General features: G+C 70.4%; 22 protein-coding genes and 1 tRNA gene. 10 read left to right on the top strand and 13 right to left on the bottom strand.

What is annotated here, in order from left to right; genetic code table 11:
* Nucleotides 1-187: 187 nt before the first annotated feature.
* The 3 genes from ACR9Y5_RS10010 to ACR9Y5_RS10000 all read right to left on the bottom strand — a co-directional run bounded on the left by ACR9Y5_RS10010 (nt 188) and on the right by ACR9Y5_RS10000 (nt 1,781).
* Nucleotides 188-601 (bottom strand): YciI family protein, encoded by a 414-nt coding sequence (locus ACR9Y5_RS10010; RefSeq protein ID WP_481297821.1) that lies wholly within the window; start codon nt 599-601, stop codon nt 188-190.
* A gap of 88 nt (nt 602-689) precedes the next feature.
* Complete coding sequence (locus tag ACR9Y5_RS10005; RefSeq protein ID WP_481297820.1) at nt 690-1,433, bottom strand: class I SAM-dependent methyltransferase; 744 nt, start codon at nt 1,431-1,433, stop codon at nt 690-692.
* A 33-nt stretch (nt 1,434-1,466) separates the two neighbouring features.
* Nucleotides 1,467-1,781: a hypothetical protein gene (locus ACR9Y5_RS10000; protein WP_481297819.1), complete on the bottom strand. Its 315-nt coding sequence runs from the start codon at nt 1,779-1,781 to the stop codon at nt 1,467-1,469.
* Between the two features lie 226 nt (nt 1,782-2,007).
* Here ACR9Y5_RS10000 and ACR9Y5_RS09995 point away from each other — a divergent pair, with 226 nt between their 5' ends.
* Nucleotides 2,008-2,235: a hypothetical protein gene (locus ACR9Y5_RS09995; protein WP_481297818.1), complete on the top strand. Its 228-nt coding sequence runs from the start codon at nt 2,008-2,010 to the stop codon at nt 2,233-2,235.
* A gap of 124 nt (nt 2,236-2,359) precedes the next feature.
* On the opposite strand, the gene ACR9Y5_RS09990 is transcribed toward ACR9Y5_RS09995, so the two are convergent.
* Nucleotides 2,360-2,749, bottom strand: coding sequence for a RidA family protein (locus ACR9Y5_RS09990; RefSeq protein WP_481297817.1), 390 nt, complete (start codon nt 2,747-2,749; stop codon nt 2,360-2,362).
* A 343-nt stretch (nt 2,750-3,092) separates the two neighbouring features.
* On the opposite strand from ACR9Y5_RS09990, the gene ACR9Y5_RS09985 reads away from it, so the two are divergent.
* Nucleotides 3,093-3,581 (top strand): FBP domain-containing protein, encoded by a 489-nt coding sequence (locus tag ACR9Y5_RS09985; protein WP_481297816.1) that lies wholly within the window; start codon nt 3,093-3,095, stop codon nt 3,579-3,581.
* A 40-nt stretch (nt 3,582-3,621) separates the two neighbouring features.
* On the opposite strand, the gene ACR9Y5_RS09980 is transcribed toward ACR9Y5_RS09985, so the two are convergent.
* A complete protein-coding gene (locus tag ACR9Y5_RS09980) occupies nt 3,622-4,464 on the bottom strand; it encodes a class II glutamine amidotransferase (protein ID WP_481297815.1) in 843 nt (280 codons plus the stop codon).
* A 140-nt stretch (nt 4,465-4,604) separates the two neighbouring features.
* On the opposite strand from ACR9Y5_RS09980, the gene ACR9Y5_RS09975 reads away from it, so the two are divergent.
* On the top strand, nt 4,605-4,829 hold the full coding sequence (locus ACR9Y5_RS09975) for a hypothetical protein (protein WP_481297814.1): 225 nt from the start codon (nt 4,605-4,607) through the stop codon (nt 4,827-4,829).
* An 11-nt stretch (nt 4,830-4,840) separates the two neighbouring features.
* On the opposite strand, the gene ACR9Y5_RS09970 is transcribed toward ACR9Y5_RS09975, so the two are convergent.
* The 5 genes from ACR9Y5_RS09970 to ACR9Y5_RS09950 all read right to left on the bottom strand — a co-directional run bounded on the left by ACR9Y5_RS09970 (nt 4,841) and on the right by ACR9Y5_RS09950 (nt 11,167).
* Nucleotides 4,841-5,269, bottom strand: coding sequence for a VOC family protein (locus tag ACR9Y5_RS09970; RefSeq protein ID WP_481297813.1), 429 nt, complete (start codon nt 5,267-5,269; stop codon nt 4,841-4,843).
* A gap of 101 nt (nt 5,270-5,370) precedes the next feature.
* The gene (locus ACR9Y5_RS09965; protein WP_481297812.1) at nt 5,371-6,438 is read right to left on the bottom strand and encodes a zinc-ribbon domain-containing protein; all 1,068 of its coding nucleotides are present in this window, start codon (nt 6,436-6,438) and stop codon (nt 5,371-5,373) included.
* Between the two features lie 235 nt (nt 6,439-6,673).
* Nucleotides 6,674-7,426, bottom strand: a complete 753-nt coding sequence (locus ACR9Y5_RS09960) for a phosphatidylethanolamine N-methyltransferase family domain-containing protein (protein WP_481297811.1) — start codon at nt 7,424-7,426, stop codon at nt 6,674-6,676.
* 76 nt (nt 7,427-7,502) lie between these two features.
* Complete coding sequence (locus ACR9Y5_RS09955) at nt 7,503-9,788, bottom strand: glycoside hydrolase family 3 C-terminal domain-containing protein (RefSeq protein ID WP_481297810.1); 2,286 nt, start codon at nt 9,786-9,788, stop codon at nt 7,503-7,505.
* A gap of 44 nt (nt 9,789-9,832) precedes the next feature.
* Nucleotides 9,833-11,167, bottom strand: a complete 1,335-nt coding sequence (locus ACR9Y5_RS09950) for an MFS transporter (RefSeq protein ID WP_481297809.1) — start codon at nt 11,165-11,167, stop codon at nt 9,833-9,835.
* A 99-nt stretch (nt 11,168-11,266) separates the two neighbouring features.
* On the opposite strand from ACR9Y5_RS09950, the gene ACR9Y5_RS09945 reads away from it, so the two are divergent.
* Nucleotides 11,267-11,878 (top strand): TetR/AcrR family transcriptional regulator, encoded by a 612-nt coding sequence (locus tag ACR9Y5_RS09945; RefSeq protein ID WP_481297808.1) that lies wholly within the window; start codon nt 11,267-11,269, stop codon nt 11,876-11,878.
* Nucleotides 11,879-11,930: 52 nt separating this feature from the next.
* Here ACR9Y5_RS09945 and ACR9Y5_RS09940 read toward each other — a convergent pair.
* Nucleotides 11,931-12,003, bottom strand: a tRNA-Val gene (locus tag ACR9Y5_RS09940).
* A 111-nt stretch (nt 12,004-12,114) separates the two neighbouring features.
* On the bottom strand, nt 12,115-12,585 hold the full coding sequence (locus ACR9Y5_RS09935; protein WP_481297807.1) for a peroxiredoxin: 471 nt from the start codon (nt 12,583-12,585) through the stop codon (nt 12,115-12,117).
* 200 nt (nt 12,586-12,785) lie between these two features.
* Here ACR9Y5_RS09935 and aceE point away from each other — a divergent pair, with 200 nt between their 5' ends.
* From aceE to ACR9Y5_RS09905, 6 genes are all read left to right on the top strand, one after another.
* Nucleotides 12,786-15,512: a pyruvate dehydrogenase (acetyl-transferring), homodimeric type gene (aceE, locus tag ACR9Y5_RS09930; RefSeq protein ID WP_481297806.1), complete on the top strand. Its 2,727-nt coding sequence runs from the start codon at nt 12,786-12,788 to the stop codon at nt 15,510-15,512.
* A gap of 22 nt (nt 15,513-15,534) precedes the next feature.
* Nucleotides 15,535-16,734, top strand: a complete 1,200-nt coding sequence (locus ACR9Y5_RS09925) for a PucR family transcriptional regulator (protein ID WP_310134907.1) — start codon at nt 15,535-15,537, stop codon at nt 16,732-16,734.
* Nucleotides 16,735-16,828: 94 nt separating this feature from the next.
* On the top strand, nt 16,829-17,749 hold the full coding sequence (locus ACR9Y5_RS09920; protein WP_481297805.1) for an ACP S-malonyltransferase: 921 nt from the start codon (nt 16,829-16,831) through the stop codon (nt 17,747-17,749).
* A gap of 20 nt (nt 17,750-17,769) precedes the next feature.
* Nucleotides 17,770-18,774 carry a beta-ketoacyl-ACP synthase III gene (locus tag ACR9Y5_RS09915; protein ID WP_481297804.1) on the top strand — a complete coding sequence of 335 codons (1,005 nt, stop codon included), beginning with the start codon at nt 17,770-17,772 and terminating at the stop codon, nt 18,772-18,774.
* Nucleotides 18,775-18,819: 45 nt separating this feature from the next.
* The gene (locus ACR9Y5_RS09910; protein WP_018190963.1) at nt 18,820-19,071 is read left to right on the top strand and encodes an acyl carrier protein; all 252 of its coding nucleotides are present in this window, start codon (nt 18,820-18,822) and stop codon (nt 19,069-19,071) included.
* Between the two features lie 104 nt (nt 19,072-19,175).
* On the top strand, nt 19,176-20,411 hold the full coding sequence (locus tag ACR9Y5_RS09905; protein ID WP_481297803.1) for a beta-ketoacyl-[acyl-carrier-protein] synthase family protein: 1,236 nt from the start codon (nt 19,176-19,178) through the stop codon (nt 20,409-20,411).
* Nucleotides 20,412-20,530: 119 nt separating this feature from the next.
* On the opposite strand, the gene ACR9Y5_RS09900 is transcribed toward ACR9Y5_RS09905, so the two are convergent.
* Entirely contained in the window at nt 20,531-21,034 is a 504-nt protein-coding gene (locus ACR9Y5_RS09900) for a DUF3145 domain-containing protein (protein ID WP_481297802.1), read from the bottom strand.
* Nucleotides 21,035-21,118 lie beyond the last annotated feature (84 nt).

The following is a 21,118-nucleotide window of genomic DNA, read 5'->3' as shown; positions in this document are numbered from 1 at the left end:
GCGGCGATCGGCGTGAACGGGGGTCCCACCCGTCAACTCTTGACGGTTTCTGTCCGCCGAATTGAGGACAGGGCCCGCGGGTCGATAACGTTGTCAAGGCCCGGGGATGCCGGCCCCGACGCGGAAACGAATCCTTCGAACGGATACGTCTCAACCCGACGCGAACGGACGGCATCCCGGGGGAACCCTACCCGGCGACAGGCGCCGCGGAGGCTCCCCGGGCCTCAGCCTCGGCACGCCGGTCCGCACTGTGATCGACGAGCGGCTGCACCTGCACCCCGCTGTGGTCGTGCCGGGCCTCCGCCAGCAGCGAGGCCAGCTCGACGGCCGCGTCGCGGTCGTCGACGTCGATGACATAGAAGCCGCCGACCACCTCCTTCGCCTCGGTGAACGGCCCGTCCACTGCGATCGGCTCGCCGTCCGTCCCGCGACGCAGCGTCACCGCCGTCGCAGGGCCCTGCAGTTCCCCGGAGGCGAGGATCGCCTCCCCGGCGTGCTGCCGGAACTCGCGGTGCGCCGCATCGATCCCGGCGCGGTCGGCCTCGCTCATCGACGCCCACCGCTGCGGGTCGCCCTGGATCAGGATGATGAACTCGCTCATGACATGTCCTCCTTCGTCTCGGATGATCTCCTGACCAGACGTCGAACGGGAAGACCGCGGATCGACAGCGAGCCCGCTCCGGCTCCGGTCAGCCGGCCGGAGCGAGCACGATCAGCGGTGTCACGTAGTGCTCCACGACCGTCCCGCCGAGCTCGCGCGCGGCCTCGGCCGCCTGGTCGGCCTCGGCCTGCGACCAGTCGCTGAACGTCGTGAAGAGCGCCCGGATGCCTTCGGCGTCGAGCGCGACGCTCCAGCGGAGCTCCTCGCGGTGCTCGACGACGAACAGCCCTCCGGCGGTCAGCAGCCGCGCCCACGCGTCCGTCTCCGTCTCGTCGGGTCCGGGCCGCGCGGGAGCGTCACGCCGTTCGACGATGGCCTGGACGCGTTCGCGGAAGGGCGACGGCGGTACCGTCCTGTCACCGTAGGCGGTGCGCCATACCGCCAGCCGGCCGCCGGGTGCCAGCGCGCGCCGCACCGCCGGGAGCACCCGGTCGAGGTCGAACCAGTGCACGGCCGTCGCGATCGTGACGAGGTCGACAGAGCCCGGCTCCGGTAGGTACCCCTCGGCCGTAGAGCGGACCACCTCCACCCCGGGGAGGCTCTGCTGCAGGATGTCTGCGAGGGCCGGGCCCGGTTCGACGGCGGTCACGACCATCCCCGCGTCCACCAGGATGCGCGTGGCCTGACCGCTGCCCGCTCCCAGATCGAGGGCGCGGCGTCCTGCATTCAAGAGCCCCAGCTGTCGCAATCGGTCGCGGAGGCTGTCCGGGTACGGCGGCCGAGCACGGTCGTAGAGCGCGGCGTGGCGATCGAAATGCATCGGATCCGGCATGCCGAGCAGCCTACGCGGGCGAGAGCGGCCGGCTCAGAGGGCGACGCGGTTGCGGCCGGAGCTCTTCGCTCGGTGCATCGCCGCATTCGCCGCCTGCACGAGCTGCTTCGCCGTCCGTCCCGTTTCGATGGCGATGACGCCGCGCTCCAGCTCGTGTGTGCTCAGCGGCTCGGCGCCCGTCGCCGCGAGCAGCAGGCAGCGGTCGATCAACGGCACGTCGCCGATGCTGCGGCTGACGCCGTCCAGTGCGGGGATCGCGCCGTCGGCGCCCACCAGCCGGCACGGCTCGTCGCGGCTCTCGACGAGCGTCAGCAGCGGGTCGTCGGAGGACGCCACGCCGGCGCGCACGACGGTCCATCCGGCGCCAGGTGCGGTGGGCGCGCGTGATCATGCGGACGAGCCGGTCGTCCTGGGCCATCGGAACAGTCAGTTCGGTCGTTATCGGGATGCGGAGCGGTGGGTCGCCGGGTGTGCTGCGGGTGTGCTGCGGGGTGTGCGGCGTCCGTGCGCAGGGGGATGATGCCGGTGGGCGATATCCGGGGCCGCTGGGTCCCCGCCGACCGAGGAGGACGAGATGGCGCACGACGACAGGGACGACCGCGACCGTGGTGACGAGTACCCGGACGACGCCGGGTATCCGGACGGCGAGGGAACGCTCGACGAGGGCACCGGCGCCTTCCACTCCGGTCCGACCGGCGACGAGGCCGCCGACGACGGCGGGCGCGACGACACCGGCGCGGAGGGCGAGGCTGTCGTGGAAGAACTCGAGGAGTTCGACGGGCCCGACTCGCGGGACGAGTGACCTCGCGGGGACGAATGACCTCGCGGGGACGAATGACCTCGCGGGACGAATGATCCCGCCGGGGCGAATGACCTCGCGGGACGAACGATCCCGCCGGACGAATGACCCCGGCGACGCGCCCGGCTCACCCCGGGACGGCCGCCACGGCGTCGATCTCCACCAGGGCACCGGGCCGGGCCGGCGCCACGGTCAGCACGGTGACCGTGGTGCGGTGGTCGCCCCAGACCTCGCGGGTGGCCGCGTAGGCCTCGGTGGGGTCGATGCCCGGCGCCAGATGGATGGTCAGCCGGGCTACCTGCTCCGGACCGCTCCCAGCTGCGGCGAGCACGGCGAGCACATTGCGGAGCGCCTGCTCGGTCTGGGCGGCGAGGCCATCGAGGAGCGCACCCTCGGCATCCACGCCGTTCTGGCCGCCCACGAACAGCAGCGGGCCGGCGGACACGATCATCCCCTGCGCGAAGGCGGGGCTGCGGAACAGCTCCGGCGGGTCTACAGGGGTCACCTGGACGGACATGAGAGCTCCTCTCGGCGGTGTGGCCATCATCCCGCCGACCACCGACACGCGGGAAGGCACGAGCGCGGGGCGGTGCCGTCGGGCGGCGTCCGCTGCAGGCGCCCGCGATACAGTGGACGGGTGAACCCGCTCATCTCGCAGCCCGCTGCAGCCTCGGCCGTCGCGCCGTCGCCCGCTGGGCGTCTGGAGGTCGTCGGCGCGCTCAGCGCCGGCGCGAGATAGCGCTGTCCCCTCTCGGTGATTCCCGCGCGCCGTGGCGCGCTCTGTCGCTCCGGCATGGCCGGCGACCCCTCGCGGACCTCCGTCCGCTCACGACCGATTCACGACAGTCAGGCGTTCATCCATGCTTCCGCTCACTGAGCAGCAACTCCGTTCCTCCTTCGTCAACGCGTCCCAGCGCGAGCGCAAGGAGCTCACCCTCCCCGACCTGGCCGGCATCCGCTGGGACCAGCTCGACTTCCTCGGCTGGCGCGACCGCCGGCAGCCGCAGGTGGGCTACATCGTCGTCGAACTCGACGGCGCACCCGTCGGTGTGCTCCTGCGCCGGGCCGAGGGCAGCATCCGGTCGCGTCCGCAGTGCTCGTGGTGCGAGGACGTCCACCTGCCGAACGACGTGCTGTTCTTCATCGCCAAGCGCGCCGGCCGCGCCGGACGCAACGGCAACACCCTCGGCACGCTCGTCTGCGCGGAGTTCCAGTGCTCGGCGAACGTCCGTCGCCGCCCACCGACTGCCTACGTCGGGTTCGACGTCGAGGCGGCACGGGAGCAGCGGATCGAGGCGCTCCGCGAGCATGTGGACGCGTTCGCGCGCAGGGTGCTGGACGGGGACTGATCGCGCGGCACGCGCGTCGCACCCCGGGCGGGGCCGCCGTTCAGGCGGCCTCGTCCAGGAACGGCTCGTGGTGGTAGCCGGACTCGTCGACGATCGCGAGGGTCGACTCGGGCACCTCAACGAAGGCGCCCGGGAGGTCGGTCAGCGGTTCCGACACCACGACCTTGGCCTTCTCGCCGAAGACCTCGAGCCGTGCGGCGTCCGGGTACAGCTCACGGAGCTCGGGGATATCGACCGAGTGGTAGAGCGTGCGGCTCTTGTGCGAGGTCGAGTACCGGAACGCCCAGAGCGTCGTGCCGTCCGATACGGCCACCGTCCCCTGCATCGGGAACTGGATGCCCTTGCTCTGCCCGACCTGCTCCACCATCCGGATGGCGCGCGCCAGTCCCGCGGCGGGGTCGTCCTGCAGGCCCATCGTCAGCGCCAGGTAGAAGAGCACCTCCGTGTCCGTGGTCCCATGGATAAGCGGATACAGCGACGGGTCGATCGCGAAGGCCAGGTCGCGCTTCATCTTCAGGAACCCCTCGAGGAAGCCGTTGTGCATGAACAGCCAGTTCTCGTGACGGAACGGGTGGCAGTTCGACTGCTGGATGGGCGGGCCCGCCGCCGCGCGGACGTGCCCGAAGAAGAGCGGGCTCGCGATGGAGCTCGTCAGCTCGCGCAGGTTCTCGTCGTGCCAGGCCGGCTCGATGCTGTGGAAGAGAGCCGGCACGTTGCCGTGGCTCGCGTCTTCGGGGTACCAGCCGAACCCGAAGCCGTCGCCGTTGACCGTCTCCGCGCCCAGCGGGGAGTTCAGCGACTGGGCCACCAGCGAGTGCTGCGTGTCCAGGATCAGTTCGGAGGGCTTCAGCGGCTCTCCCCAGTATGCGAGCCAACGGCACATGACGACCTCCACGACGTTCCGGATGCGGACGGCTGAACCATAGCTCCGCCCAGTGGCGCGCGGGAATACACTCCCTCACACCGCCGGATATCGGCTGTCAAGCCCTGGCAGCAGAACGAGCGGTCCACTTGGCTGGTGTCATGAAGACGCACACGAGGTTCGTCCGGCAGGGGCTGGAGGTGTCGGAGATCTCGGACCACGAGTGGCGGGTGAGCGACACCCGCGCCGCCGCGATCGGCGGTCCTCCGGTCGTCGGCTTCATCCTGCAGCTGGACGCGATGTACGAGGTGACGCAGATCGGCCGCCCCGGTCGCCGGACATACTTCCGGTCGTTCGACGCCGCTCTAGCCGAGCTGCAGGACTGAGCCGGCCGGCGTCAGCCTTGCTGCGCCGGCGGCGTGCCCGCGATGTTGACCAGCCACTGCACCCCGAACCGGTCGATCGCCATGCCGAAGCTGTCGCCCCATGGCGCCTTGTTGAGCGGCTCGATGACGTTCCCGCCCTCGATCAGCTTCTCCCAGTAGCCGGTCAGCTCGGCCTCGTCGTCCCCGCTGAGGGAGATGGAGATCGAGGAGCCCTGGGTGAAGTCCATGTGAGCAGGCACATCCGCGGCCATGAGCGTGAAACCGGCCGGGCTGGTCAGCTGCGAGTGCATGATCAGATCGTTGTCTGCCGGATCTTGGGCCATCTGGTATTCGGCGAAGGTACTGCGCTGCACCTCCCCGCCGAAGACGGACCGGTAGAAGTCCATGGCCTCCCGGGCGGAGCCCCGGAAGTTGAGGTACGGGTTCAGGATCGACGGCATGGTGTCCTCCTCGTGAGAGCTCGTGGATGCCGGTTCGCCGCCCAGCGTAACGGCCGTCCACGGCGGCCCACCAGAGGGCGGATGCCCCGAAATGCAGTCGTTCAGCGCCGGTAGGCGGCGACGAACAGGTCGCCCCGGATCTCCTCCAGCCGGTCCAGGATCCGCTCGACGAGCGCGTCGGTGATCCCTCCGGCTCGCACGTCGTACGGGCCGAGCGGCTGGAGCTTGCCGCACCGCACCCTGACGACCTCCCAGCCGACGGCCCGCAGCAGCCGGTCCTTCCGCCGGTCGGAGGTCTCGCGCGGTCCGACGTGCTCGAGTCCGTGCCGCCCGGTGGTGTCGTACTCGATCGCCACCTTCAGCTCGGGCACCAGGATGTCGGGCCAGACCTCGAGGTGCGCGTGGAACGGCGTCGCGACCCGCACCGCGTTCCTGCTCAGGTCGACGTCGAGCCGAGCGGCCAGCCGACGTTTGAGCTCGGGCTCGGCCGCCGAGGCGGGCGCCGGCGCCCAGCGGCTGACGAACGCGTCGCCGACCGGCACCCGGTCCGCGCCGCCACGGGCGTGCCGGCAGATCGGGCAGCGCCGGCCGCCCAGGATGCGCTCGATGCTCGCCTGGTACGACGGATGCCCCGCCTCGCACTGCCAGGAGTACGTTCCTGCGGTCCCGTTCTCGGCCGACACCGCCACCCGCGCGCCAGGCGTCGCCATGCTGACCAGCTGCTCCCGCGTGAGGCTCTCGCGGTCGAGCCGGCGGCACAGGTAGCAGCGGTCGTCGGACGGGTCCGCCTCGATGCGGCGCGGGTCGCGTGCGTGCCCGCACACGTGGGTGCCCGCGTCGGGTGCGGGCGTCCGGACCGGGCGCGGCGCTGCCGCCTCCGCGCACTCCGGGCACCACGCCGACCGGCGCCGGGTTCCGCCCGGACGCGAGCGCTGCTCCTCCGGGGTGGCGACGAACCGGTGACCGGCGTCGCACTCCCAGACCAGGTAGACGTCGGCCGCGGGCGGGACCTGGGTGAGCGTGATGCCATGGTTGAGGTCGGGATGGTACTGCCGGACGAGCACCGGGTACCGCTCCCAGTCGCCGCGGTACCGCCCGATCTCGTAGGGCACGCGGACGCCCTTCGACCACTGGCGGCGCGACCACCACTGCTCGACGCTCTCCGGCACGGCATCCCTCCTCATCCCGAGGCTAGAACGCACCACCGTCACTCCACCGCGCACATTCGTCACGAATGCACGCTCCGGGCCCCCGAGACGCGACATTCGTCACGAATGCACGCTCCGGGCCCCCGAGACGCGACATTCGTCACGAATGTGCGCCTTGCACCGCCACCTACATTCGTCACGAATGTGCGCTCCCGACGCGCGTAAGGCGGCATTCGTCACGAATGTGCGCAGCGGGTCAGAGCAGGAACGGGATGAGCGCGCGGCGCTCCGGCGGATAGTCCGGGAACGTGGCGCGGTACCACCGGTGGTTCGCGAACGCGCGCGGCGCGAGGTTCGCGAACGTGTACAGCGCGAAAGCGGTGCCGGCGAGCGACCAGGTGGCGATCGCCCACCCCGTCCACTCGATCATCTCGCCCAGGTAGTTGGGGCTCGAGACGTACCGGAACCCGCCGCCCCGGGGGATGCGGTACCCGTCTCCCGACCGCCGCAGCAGCCGCAGCGTCCGGTCGGAGCGCGCGTTCAGCGTCAGCCCGCCCGCGAACAGGACGACGCCTGCCCAGAACCGCCCGTCAGCGAGCCACGCCACCGGGTAGTCCCCGTACTCGGAGATCCACCGTGCGTTCACCCATGCGTTGAGCAGGTTGAAGGCGATGGCCAGCAGCATCACGAGCACCGGCATCCGGGATCCCGATCGCATCAGGAACGGGTAGACGAACGCCCGGTACACGTAGTGCAGCAGCCAGAGCGCCAGGAACAGCAGCGGCACCGGTTCGAAGCGGTGCGACCCGAGCAGGTAGAAGGCCACGAACAGGATGGACGCGGGCGCCTCCATCACGACCCAGCCGACCCGCGCCGGCACTGTCGGACCCCAGCCGCTCCGCCCGTGGCGGCCGCCGTACGGGGCGACCACGAACAGCAGGGCGACGAACGTCACCGCCGCCAGGGCGAGCTCGGCGTAGACGAACCAGCGGTACGGTCCCTCGGGCATGCGGTCAGGCTAGCGCGGCACCCGGTGGCGACGCAGGAAGTGCGCCGACACGGGTGCCGGACCGGCGCCGCCCGCGTCAGCCCTGCTGTGCGTTCGCCGCCGCGAGCAGGCCGTCGATCATCTCCGTCGTGACCTGACCCCCGGACAGCATCCCGACGCGGCCGATCGGGAACGAGTTCATCATCTTCTCCATCGAGACCCCCTCCGGCATGATCGCCGAGGCACCCTCCATCATCTGCGCCATGCCGGCCAGCGCCGTCTGCACCATCGGACCGGCGACAGGATGCGCGAGCACCTCGCCGAGCGACGACTCCCGCGTGAGCGGCAGGCGCACCTCATCGCCATCGAGGGACACCGTCGCGCGGGAACGCAGGTCGCGGCTGCTCGCCCCGACCTCGACGGTGTACTCGCCGCGCTCGACCACCCAGCGCTCGGCCCGCGCATCCCAGTACGACAGGTCGGAGCGCCGGACGGCGACGGAGACCTCGCGCGACTCCCCCGCCGCCAGCTCCACCGACGCGAACCCTTTCAGTTCGCGCACGGGACGCTGCACCGACGATCCCGCGAGCGACGTGTAGACCTGGACGATCTCCCGTCCAGCGCGGTCGCCGGTGTTGGTGACGGTGAGCCGCACCTCCACGTCTCCGCTCCCGGTGACCTCCGCCGTCGCCTCGCCGTAGGAGAAGGTCGTGTACGAGAGCCCGTGGCCGAACGGGAACGCGACGGGCATCCGCCGGGCGTCGTACCAGCGGTATCCCACGAACAGGCCCTCTCCGTAGCGGACGTGTCCCTGCTCGCCAGGGAAGTTGAGGAACGCAGGGGTGTCCTCGAGGCGCAGCGGGATGGTCTCGGTCAGCTTGCCGGACGGGTTCACGGCGCCGAAGAGCACGTCGGCGGTCGCCGATCCCCCGGCCTGGCCGAGCAGCCAGGCCTCGACGATGGCGGGCACCCGCTCCGCGAACGGCAGCGCCACGACGCCGCCGTTCGACAGTACGACGACCGTGCGCGGGTTGGCCGCGACGACGGCGTCGATCACGGCGAGCTGGTCGGCAGGGAGGTCGATGTCCTCCCGGTCGTAGCCCTCGGACTCCAGACGTGCGGGCAGCCCCGCGAAGACCACGGCCACCTCCGCCGCCGCGGCGGCCCGGACCGCCTCGTCGCGCAGGCGTGCCGTCTCGTCCTCCGGAGCATCCGCCGAAAGCGAGAATCCGGCGGCGTAGACGGCGTCCGGTGCTACGGCACGGATCGCCGTGAGCGCGTCGTCCAGCCGGGTCGGGTGGATCATCGACGAGCCCGCGCCCTGGTACCGCGGCTTCTCCGCGAAAGCGCCGATCACCGCGAGCGACCGGTCCGCATGCAGCGGCAGGAGGGGCTCGGCGCCGTCGTTCTGGAGCAGCACGATCGACCGGGCCGCCGCCTCGCGCGCCAGCTCGTGGTGCGCATCCACGTCGAGCGGGCCCTCGACGCGCGGCGTCACCGCCCAGCGCACGGCCAGGTCGGCGTTCCGCTGGGCGGACGCATCCAGCAGCTCTTCGTCGAGGCGCCCCTCGGCGACGGCGGCCACCACCTCGGCGTCGGACTGCCCGCCGTTGCCCGGCATCTCCAGGTCCAGCCCGGCGCGCAGCGCGGCCACGCGGTCGCTCACGGCGCCCCAGTCGGAGACCACGAGGCCCTCGAAGCCCCACTCCCCGCGCAGCACATCGGTCAGCAGCCAGCGGTTCTCGGACGCGAACACGCCGTTGATGCGGTTGTAGGAGCACATGACGGTGTGCGGCTGTGCATCCTCGACCACCCGCTGGAACCCGCGCAGGTAGATCTCGCGCAGCGGCCGCGGATCGACGTCGGACGAGGACCGCATCCGGTCGTCCTCCTGGTTGTTCGCGGCGAAGTGCTTCAGCGACGCGCCGACGCCCTGCGACTGGATGCCGCGCACGATTCCGGCGCCGAGGACCCCGGACACGATCGGGTCCTCGCTCAGGTACTCGAAGTTGCGGCCGCACAGCGGCGACCGCTTGATGTTGATGCCGGGACCGAGGATGACCGCCACGTCCTCGATCGACGACTCGACCCCGAGGGCCGTTCCGATGCGCTCGGCCAGCCCGGCATCCCAGGAGGAGCCCAGCGCCACCGCGGGCGGGAAGCAGGTGGCGGGCACGCTGTCCCCGATCCCCAGGTGGTCGCCGCCCTCGCGCTGCTTGCGCAGGCCGTGCGGTCCGTCGGTGAGCATGACCGAGGGGATGCCCGCGGCCTCCACCGGCTTCGTGCGCCAGAAGCCCTCGCCGCTGGTGAGCGACGCCTTCTGCTCGACCGTGAGCCCGGTGAGGTCGGCGGCGGCCGTCGTCGTCGTGCTGGTGTCCGTCATGTGCGTTTCCCTTTCAGATGGTGCGTGGAGCATGGGTCGGTGCGTCAGCGGGTCGCCTTGATCGGCCACACGGCCAGTGCCCCCAGGATGCCGAGGACGATCGCGATCGGGAAGAGCGCGGCGTAGCCGAAGGCGAGGACGATGGCGCCGGCGACTCCGGGGGCCAGAGTCTGCGGGAGCGTGGCGGCGATGTTGACGACGCCGAGGTCCTTCGCGAACGACTTCGCGGAGGGGAGCACCTCGCTCATGAGCGCCGTGTCGACGGCCTGGAACATCCCGAACCCGAAGCCGGCGATGATCGTCATGATGATCCAGGCGGTCACATCCGGCCACAGCCAGGGCAGCAGGAAGCCCAGACTGACGACCGCGGCGGACGCGAAGACGAACGGCTTGCGGCGGCCGAACCGGTCCGACAGCGGGCCGGAGACGACGGTGGAGACGATGATGCCGACGAGGCTCAGCAGTCCGAGCAGCGGGATGAGCTGCTCGGGATGCGCGACGTGGAAGTAGTCGGTGAGCAGGAAGAGCTGGAACCCTGTCACGGCGAAGTAGCCGGTGTACAGCAGGAGACGGCCGGTGAACGCCCAGAAGAAGTCGGGGTGCGCGATCGGGTTCACCCAGAAGGTCTTGAGGAAGTCGACGAGCGTGAACGGCTCGCGCTCCATCCGGGCGCTCGAATAGTCCGGGTTGGCGAGGACGAACAGGCTCAGGACGACGAGCGAGAAGACCGCGAAGAAGATGTACCCGACCGTGAGGCTGTTGAAGAACAGCGATCCGACGATCTGGCCGCCGAGCGCTCCCACCATGAGGCCGATGCCGGAGAGCGCGGCGAAGGTGCCGCGGCGCTTGAGCGGCACGCGGTCGGGCATGATCGCGGTGAGCGGGCCCTGGGCGAAGTTGTAGCTGATCTGCACCAGCGTCCAGGCGATGACGACGCCGACCAGCGAGTTCGCGAAGGCCAGCCCGACCAGCGACAGACCTCCCGCGAGCGAACCGATCACGATCCACGGCGCGCGGCGTCCGAAGCGGGAGCGCGTCCGGTCCGAGATCTGCCCGGCGATCGGCTGGGCGACCATGGCGGCGAACGCGCCGATGGTGGCCGCGATCGCGAGGTTGGCGACCTTGTCCTGCTCGCCGAACAGCAGCGTGATCTGCTGCGGGAGGAGGATGCCGGGCAGCGCTCCCCAGATCAGGTAGATGCCGAGGTTGGCCGGGATGATCCACACCATGAGCCGGCGGAGGCCCTTGATCGGCGCGGGCGGGTCGTCGTTGCCGGAGGCGGTGCCGACGAAGGTGTTGGTAGTGACGGGCGCGACGGGTTCGGCGGCGGCTGTGTCTCCCGTCGATGGGCCGGTCGGTACGGAGGTGTCTGACGTCATTGTCGAAGGGGTCCTCTCACCATCCACCGTGGATGGTGAGCAAAACCTTACGTCACTCGGTTTTCAGAATGCAAGCGTCGCTCGGTTTATGGTGGAGTCATGGCACGACGGGGTTCCTACGCGAAGGGCGTAGCGAAGCGGGACGAGATCCTGGAGAGCGCCCTCGAGGTGATCGCGCGGGAGGGTTACCGCGGCGCCTCGGTGAAGGAGCTCGCGGAAGCGGTGGGCTTGAGCCAGGCCGGGCTGCTGCACTACTTCGACAGCAAGGACGAGCTGTTCACGGCCATCCTGCGCAAGAGGGACGAGGTGGACTCGCGCCGCTTCGGCGACGTCGACGCCGACCCGACCCCCGAACGGCTGCGCGAGGGCTACGTCGGAATCGTCCGCCACAACGCGGAGGTGCCGGGACTGGTGCAGCTGTTCTCGCGCCTGGCTGTGGAGGCCGGCGACCCCGCGCATCCTGCGCACGACTACTTCGTGGAGCGCAGCGCGGCCCTGCGTGCGATGTTCGCGCGGACGTTCGAGGCGCAGCAGCAGCGCGGCGACCTCCCGGCGGCGGTCGACGCCGACACGCTCGCACGGCTGGTGCAGGCGGTCTCCGACGGCCTGCAGCTGCAGTGGCTGCAGGACCCGACGGTCGACATGGCCGCCGCCGTCGACGCGCTGTTCGCGCTGCTGGCGCGGGGTGCTTCAGCAACGCCGGGCGAATAGGTGGGCCCTGGCTCGGTGCGCAGGATCGAGCCGACGACACCCTCTGGTGAAGTGGGCCCTGCCGGGATCGAACCGACGACATCCACGGTGTAAACGTGGCGCTCTACCAGCTGAGCTAAAGGCCCTGAACGCCCTCCACCCTACCGAACCCGTACCGTCTCGAAGATTTGTGCCACATCTCGGTTATGCGACGCCCATAACCACTATTCGGCACGAATCGCGGCCCAGCGGGCGCGTCAGACGTGCGCGGGCAGGCGGTCGAGGGCCGCGCGGTAGGCCTCGATCGAGCGGGCCTCGCCCGGCGCGGTGATGAAGGACGCGCGGATGATGCCGCGCTCGTCGATGAGGAAGGTCGCTCGGTTGGCGATCCCCTTCTCGTGCAGGAACACGCCGTACTCCTTGGCGATGTCGCCGTGGGGCCAGAAGTCGGCCAGCAGCGAGAAGGTGTAGCCCTCCTTCTCCGCCCACGCGCGCAATGTGAACTTGGAGTCGACGGAGACCGCCAGCAGCTCGACGCGGTGGTCCGCGAACAGGCCCAGGTTGTCCCGCAGCTCGCACAGCTCGCCCGTGCAGGTGCCGGAGAACGCGAGCGGGAAGAACACCAGCGCCACCGCCTTGCGCCCGCGGAAGTCGCTGAGCCGCACCGTCTCGCCGAACTGGTTGAGCAGCTCGAAGTCGGGTGCCTGGGTGTCGTTCTCGAGGGCCATCGGTCGTCCTTTCAGGCCCGCACGACGTGGCTCCGCGCGGGCACGAGCACACAGCATAGACCCGCGCTCGCCGAGCGCCAAGCGACGGTCATCAGCACGTCCCGAGTGAGGCTAGGCTGAACGATGGTGCCCGCAGTTGTCGAGAACCGACAGCGCTCCGGCACGTCCACGATCCATCCGACACAAGAAAGAGGTCGAGGGTGACTGTAAACGACCAGGACCCGTACTCGGTGAACAACATCGATTCGGACCCGGAGGAGACCGCCGAGTGGCGTGAATCCCTCGACCAACTGGTTGCGGCCCAGGGCCACGAGCGTGCTCGCGAGATCATGCTCAGCCTGCTGAAGCGCTCGAAGGACCTGCACGTCGGCGTCCCGATGGTGCCGACCACCGACTACATCAACACCATCTCCCCGGAGAACGAGCCCGAGTTCCCGGGCGACGAGGAGATCGAGCGCCGGTACCGGGCGTGGGTCCGCTGGAACGCGGCCGTCATGGTGCACCGCGCTCAGCGCCCCGGCATCGCCGTCGGCGGCCACCTCTCCAGCTACGCCTCCAGCGCGACGCTCTTCGAGGTCGGCTTCAACCACTTCTTCCGCGGCCAGGACCACCCGGGCGGCGGCGACCAGGTCTTCTTCCAGGGCCACGCCTCCCCCGGCGTCTACGCCCGCGCGTTCCTCGAGGGGCGCCTGAGCGCCGACCAGCTCGACGGCTTCCGCCAGGAGAAGTCGCACGCCGGCGGCGGCCTCTCCAGCTACCCGCACCCGCGTCTGATGCCCGAGTTCTGGCAGTTCCCGACCGTGTCGATGGGTCTCGGCCCGATCAACGCGATCTACCAGGCCCAGCTCAACAAGTACCTCACCAACCGCGGCATCAAGGATGCGTCGGACCAGCACGTCTGGGCGTTCCTCGGCGACGGCGAGATGGACGAGGTCGAGTCGCGCGGCCAGCTCCAGGTGGCTGCCAACGAGAAGCTCGACAACCTGACCTTCGTCATCAACGCGAACCTGCAGCGCCTCGACGGCCCGGTGCGCGGCAACGGCAAGATCATCCAGGAGCTGGAGAGCTACTTCCGCGGCGCCGGCTGGAACGTCATCAAGGTGATCTGGGGCCGCGAGTGGGACGACCTGCTCGCCCGCGACACCGACGGCGCACTGGTCAACCTGATGAACCAGACGCCGGACGGCGACTACCAGACGTACAAGACGGAGAACGGCGCCTACGTGCGCGAGAACTTCTTCGGCCGCGACCCGCGCACGCTCGAGCTCGTCAAGGACTACAGCGACGACCAGGTCTGGGGCCTCAAGCGCGGCGGCCACGACTACCGCAAGGTCTACGCCGCGTTCAAGGCGGCCGTCGAGCACAAGGGCCAGCCGACCGTCATCATCGCGAAGACGATCAAGGGCTACGGCCTGGGTCCGTCCTTCGAGGGCCGCAACGCGACCCACCAGATGAAGAAGATGACCCTCGACAACCTGAAGGCGTTCCGCGACGCCATGCGCATCCCCGTGTCGGATGCGCAGCTCGAGGAGAACCCGTACCTCCCGCCGTACTTCAACCCCGGCGCCGAGGACGAGACGATCCGCTACCTGCACGAGCGCCGCCGTGACCTGGGCGGCTACGTGCCGGAGCGCCGCGCGACGTACACGCAGCTGAACCTGCCGGACGACTCCGCGTACGCGATCTCGAAGAAGGGCTCCGGCACGCAGGAGGTCGCCACCACCATGGCGTTCGTCCGTCTGCTGAAGGACCTGCTGCGCTCGAAGGACTTCGGTCACCGCATCGTCCCGATCATCCCGGACGAGGCCCGCACCTTCGGCATGGACGCCTTCTTCCCGAACGCGAAGATCTACAACCCGAACGGCCAGCACTACACGTCGGTCGACCGCGAGCTGCTCCTCGCCTACAAGGAGAGCCCGCAGGGCCAGATCATCCACGTCGGCATCAACGAGGCGGGCGCGCTGGCCGCGTTCACCAACGTCGGGACGTCGTACTCGACGCAGGGCGAGCCGCTCATCCCGGTGTACGTCTTCTACTCGATGTTCGGCTTCCAGCGCACCGGCGACGCCCTGTGGGCGGCCGGCGACCAGATGGCGCGCGGCTTCCTGATCGGCGCCACCGCCGGTCGCACCACGCTGACCGGCGAGGGCCTGCAGCACGCCGACGGCCACTCGCCGCTGCTCGCGGCGACGAACCCGGCCGTGGTGCAGTACGACCCGGCCTACGGCTACGAGATCGGCCACATCGTGCGCGCCGGCCTCGAGCGGATGTACGGCGGCAACCACCCCGACCCGAACGTCATGTACTACCTCACCGTCTACAACGAGCCGATCGTGCAGCCGGCGGAGCCGGAGGGCGTGGATGTGGACGGCATCGTCCGCGGCGTCTACAAGCTCCGCGCCGGCGAGGGCGACGGGCCGAAGGCCCAGCTGCTCGCCTCCGGCGTCTCGGTGCCGTGGGCGCTCGAGGCCCAGCACCTGCTCGCGCAGGACTGGGGCGTGTCCGCCGACGTGTGGAGCGTCACCTCGTGGGGCGAGCTGCGCCGCGACGGCCTGGCCGCGGAGGAGCACAACTTCCTCTACCCGCAGCAGGAGAAGCAGGTGCCGTACGTCACCCGCAAGTTCCAGGGATCCGAGGGTCCCTTCGTCGCCGTGACCGACTACTCGCACGCGGTGCCGGACATGATCCGTCAGTTCGTCCCCGGCGAGTTCGCCACCCTGGGCGCCGACGGCTTCGGCTTCTCGGACACCCGCCCCGCCGCCCGCCGGTTCTTCAAGATCGACGGACCGTCGATGGTGGTGCGGACGCTCGAACTGCTCGCCGCGCAGGGGAAGGTCGACCCGAACGCTCCGGCGTGGGCGATCGAGAAGTACCTCCTGCACGACGTGAACGCCGGCACCACCGGCTCGGCGGGCGGCGAGGCGTAACACCGCCGTGGCAGGCAGCGCGGTGGAGAGGACCAAGCCCGAGACGCTCGCGTGGTTGCGCAAGATCTCGGGTGAGCTGGCGACGACCACGCTCAAGCGACTCGAGGACACCCTTCCCTGGTACCGCGACATGCCACCGGGCCGGCGCAGCGCCGTCGGCCTGGTGGCCCAGGCGGGCATCTCGTCCTTCATCTCGTGGTACGACGACCCACGGTCGACGCCCTGGATCGCGGCCGACGTGTTCGGCGCGGCGCCCCGGGAGCTGCTGCGGAGCGTGAGCCTGCAGCAGACCCTCCAGCTGATCAAGATCACCGTCGAGGTGGTCGAGGAGCGGGTGAAGAGCGGGGGCGGCGAGGACCTGCGGGAGGCCATCCTGCTGTACTCGCGCGAGATCGCGTTCGCCGCGGCCGACGTCTACGCCCGCGCGGCCGAGGCGCGTGGCCTGTGGGACGCGCGTCTGGAGGCGCTGGTCGTCGACAGCATCCTGACCGGCGAGTACGACGACGAGCTCCCCAGCCGCATCGCAGCGCTCGGCTGGCACGGGCACGGCGAGGTCAGCGTCCTGGTCGGCACCGCGCCCAAGATGCTCGACGTCGACCAGCTGCGCCGCACGGCCCGGCACATGTCGGCGGATGTGCTGATCGGCGTGCAGGGCAGCCGCCTGGTGCTGGTGATCGGCCGCGCCTGGCCGAGCAACAGCACGCCCGAGGATGCGATCGGGCCGGCGCCCGTCGTCTCGTTCCTGGAGATCGCCCAGCAGCTGGAGCCGGGATTCGGCGCCGGGCACCTGGTGCTCGGCCACGAGGTGCCGAGCCTCGTGGATGCGTCCAAGAGCGCGAAGGCGGCTCTCGCCGGCTTCGCGGTCGCCAAGGCGTGGCGCAACTGCCCGCGTCCGGTGCACGCCGACGACCTGCTCCCGGAGCGCGCGCTCGCGGGTGACGGCCTGGCCCGGGCCACCCTGATCAGCCGCATCTACCGGCCGCTGCAGGCGTACTCGACCGAGCTGCTGACAACTCTCTGGTGCTATCTCGACAACGGCCGCTCGCTGGAGGCGACCGCCCGCGAGCTGTTCGTGCACCCCAACACCGTGCGCTACCGCCTGAAGCGCGTCTCCGAGGTGATCGGGTGGGATGCGACAGGCGCGCGCGAGGCGCTCATCCTGCAGGCGGCGCTCATCGTCGGCTCGATCAACGAGCCGGACTCGCCCCGCCGCGGCGGGTGAGTGCCTCCTGCTTGTAGACAACCACAAGCATTCTTCGAATAGTTCGTATCCATCCGACACATCCGCCCGGCGGAAGATTGGCAGACTGGAAACCGTGATCGTCATCGTGTGCCCGGGGCAGGGATCCCAGACCCCCGGGTTCCTCGAGCCCTGGCTCGCCGAGTCCTCGTTCCGCGATCAGCTCACCGGCATCTCCGACGCGGTCGGCATCGACCTGGTCGCGCACGGCACCGTGAGCGATGCCGACACCATCCGCGACACCGCGATCGCGCAGCCGCTCATCGTCTCGGCCGGGCTGCTCACGCTGTCCGCCCTGTTCGCGGACGGCCGTCGTGACCGGATCGGCGGCATCGCGGGCCACTCGGTCGGCGAGCTCACCGCCGCGGCCGGCGCGGGCGTGCTCAGCGAGACCGACGCCGTGGCCTTCGTGCGCGAGCGCGGGGCGGCCATGGCCCGTGCGGCGGCCGAGGTGCAGACCGGCATGAGCGCCGTGATCGGCGCCGACGAGTCCGAGCTGATGGCGCGGCTGGACGAGCTGGGCCTCTCCCCCGCCAACTACAACGGCGGCGGCCAGATCGTCGTCGCCGGCGCCCTCGATGCGCTGGCCCGGCTGTCCGAGAACCCGCCGGCTCGCGCCCGCGTCATCCCCCTTCAGGTCGCGGGCGCCTTCCACACCCGCTACATGGCGCCCGCCGTCCCTGCGCTGGAGCAGGTCGCGGCCGGCCTGGCCACGAACGACCCGACCCTGCGGCTCTGGACCAACAAGGACGGCTCGGAGGTGACCGACGGCGCCGAGTTCCTGCGGCTGCTGGTGGGCCAGGTCTCCTCGCCGGTCCGCTGGGACCTCGACATGAAGGCCTTCGAGGAGGCCGGCGTCACCGGCCTGATCGAGGTCGCCCCCGCCGGAGCGCTCGTCGGCCTCGCCAAGCGCGGCCTCAAGGGCGTGCCGACCGTAGCCATCAAGACGCCCGACGACCTGGCCGCCGCGTTCGACCTCATCGACCAGGCCGCGTAAGGCCGCAAGGAGCTCCCCCGATGACCCACCCCACCCTGCAGCAGTCCCACGGCCCGCAGTACACGCGCATCCTCTCGATCGGCGCCGCCCGTGGCGAGAACATCGTGCCGAACGACGACCTGGTCGGCCCGATCAACTCGTCCGACGAGTGGATCCGGCAGCGCACCGGGATCATCACCCGCACGCGGGCGGGCCGCGATGTGCTCGCCGTCGACCTCGCCACCGAGGCATCGAAGGAGGCGATCGAGAAGTCGGGCGTCGACCCGAAGCTGATCGATGCCGTCATCGTCGCGACCGTCTCGAACGTACAGCAGACCCCGTCCATCGCGGCGGTCCTCGCCGACCGGGTGGGCGCCAATCCCGCTGCCGCGTACGACATGAACGCCGCGTGCGCCGGGTACGCCTACGCCGTCGCCCAGGCGGATGCCCTCATCCGCACCGGCGCAGCGCACTACGCGCTCGTCGTCGGCGCCGAGAAGCTGTCCGACGTCGTCGACCCCACCGACCGCACGATCTCGTTCCTGCTCGGAGACGGCGCGGGAGCCGTCGTCATCGGACCCAGCGATTACCCCGGCATCGCCAAGACGGTGTGGGGATCCGACGGCTCGAAGGCCGACGCGGTGGGGATGGGCAACACCCTTCTCGAGTTCCGCGACGGCGAGGCGCCGTGGCCGACGCTGCGCCAGGAGGGCCAGACGGTGTTCCGCTGGGCCGTCTGGGAGATGGCCAAGGTCGCCAAGCAGGCGCTCGACGAGGCCGGGGTCTCCCCCGACCAGCTGGCCGCCTTCATCCCGCACCAGGCCAACATGCGGATCGTCGACGAGTTCGCCAAGCAGCTCAAGCTGCCGGACACCGTCGCCATCGCCCGCGACATCGAGACGACGGGCAACACGTCCGCCGCATCCATCCCCCTCGCGACCCACCGACTGCTCCAGGAACGCCCGGAGCTGAGCGGCGGACTGGCGCTGCAGATCGGCTTCGGGGCCGGTCTGGTGTTCGGCGCGCAGGTCGTCGTGCTGCCCTAGACTGTTTCCCGGTCACAACGACACCCCCTCAAGGAGAGATAAACCATGGCATTGTCCACCGAAGAAGTTCTTGCCGGCCTGGCCGAGCTCATCAACGACGAGACCGGTATCGCGACCGACACGGTTGAGCTGGACAAGTCGTTCACCGACGACCTCGACATCGACTCGATCTCGATGATGACCATCGTGGTCAACGCCGAGGACAAGTTCGACGTCAAGATCCCGGACGAGGAGGTCAAGAACCTCAAGACCGTGGGTGACGCGGTCGAGTTCATCGTCAAGGCGCAGAACGCCTGAGCTTCGCGCATGCTTCCGCGCGGGCGGCACGCCGAGTGGCCGCCCGCGCGTGCGTCGCGCTCCGCTGAGCGCGTCGTCGTCCTGATTCACGGAGAGTTGCCGTTATGACCAAGAAGATCGTGATCACCGGCGTGGGCGCATCCTCGCCCCTCGGTGGCACCGCGCCCGAGAGCTGGGCCGCACTGCTCGCCGGCGAGTCCGGCGCACGCACCCTGGAGCACGACTGGGTCGCCCAGTATGAGCTCCCCGTCACCTTCGCCGCCGAGGCCAAGGTGCGCCCGGAGGAGGTGCTCGAGCGCCCGGTCGCCAAGCGCCTCGACCCGTCGAGCCAGTTCGCCCTCATCTCCGCGATGGAGGCCTGGGAGGACGCCGGCCGCCCGGAGGTCGCCCCCGAGCGTCTCGGCGTCGACTACGCCACCGGCATCGGCGGCGTGTGGACGTTGCTCGACGCGTGGGACACGCTGCGCGAGCGCGGTCCGCGCCGTGTTCTGCCGATGACCGTGCCGATGCTGATGCCGAACGCCGCCTCCGCTGCGGTGTCGATGCACTTCGAGGCGCGCGCGTTCGCCCGCACCGTCGCCTCCGCGTGCGCGTCGAGCACCGAATCCCTCGTGAATGCCTACGAGCACCTGCAGGCCGGTCTCGCCGACGTGGTGATCGCCGGCGGCACCGAGTCCGCGATCCACCCGATCACGGTCGCCTCCTTCTCGTCGATGCAGGCACTGTCGCGCCGCAACAACGACCCGGCCCACGCCTCCCGCCCGTACAGCGTCGACCGCGACGGCTTCGTGATGGGCGAGGGCGCCGCCAGCCTGGTGCTGGAGACCGAGGAGCACGCGCTCGCCCGCGGCGCCCGCATCTACGCGGAGCTCGCCGGCGGCGGCGTCACCGCCGACTCGTACCACATCACTGCGAACGACCCCGAGGGCCGCGGCGCCAGCCGCGCGGTGCACATCGCCCTGGAGCGCGCCGGCGCCACCCCGGACGAGGTCACCCACATCAATGCGCACGCCACGAGCACGCCGGTCGGCGACCCGTCCGAGTACGTCGCGCTGCGCGAGGTGTTCGGCGAGCGGGTGCACACCATCCCCGTCTCGGCCACCAAGGCGTCCACCGGCCACCTGCTCGGCGGCACCGGCGCCCTGGAGGCCGTGTTCACCATCCTCGCGATGCGCGACCGTCAGGCTCCGCCGACGATCAACATCACCGAGATGGACCCGGCCATCCCGCTGCAGGTGAAGAGCGAGCCGCAGCCGCTCGGCGACGGACCCCAGCTGGCGATCAGCAACTCGTTCGGCTTCGGCGGCCACAACGCGGTCGCCGCGTTCCGCACCTACTGAGCGGAACTCCCGACAGCAGAAGGCCCCGGTCGTTCGGACCGGGGCCTTCTGCGTGTCACCGCCTGCGGGCGGCCGGAGCCCGGCCCGCCGCGGGACGTCTGGGGTGGACACCCGGATGGTCAGCCGACGTTGTGCAGCCAGATCACCGAGGTGTCGTCGTGGGCGTGACGGAACGGCTCCAGCTCGTCGTCCCAGGCCTGCCCGAGGGCGAGGCGCAGTTCGCGGTGCAGCTCCAGTGCGTTGGCGCCGGCGATCTCCATGGCGTAGCGGATGCGGTCCTCCGGCACGACCATGTTGCCGGCCGTGTCCACCTGGGCGAAGAAGATGCCGAGGTCGGGGGTGTGCATCCAGCGGCCGCCGTCGGTGCCGTGCCCGGCGTCCTCCGTCACCTCGTAGCGCAGGTGCTCCCACCCGCGCAGGGCGGACGCCAGCCGGGCGCCGGTCCCCTGCGGGCCGTCCCAGAAGAACTCCGTGCGCTGGGCGCCCTTCAGCACGGGCTGTGTCTCCCAGGTGAAGTTGACCGCGCGACCCAGTGCACGACCGGCCGCCCACTCGATGTGGGGGCAGAGCGCGCTGGGAGAGGAGTGCACGTAGAGCACCCCTCGAGCTGCGTGTGCCGACATGATTCTCCTCCGTTCGTTGGTGCGTCTTCCCCTACGACCAGGAACGGGTGGAGTGCTTCGGCGGTGTGAAGTTGGATGCGCTCA

The sequence above is a fragment of the Leifsonia sp. KNZ13-11D genome, from assembly GCF_056754895.1.
This window is presented reverse-complemented; position numbering and strand designations above follow the sequence as displayed.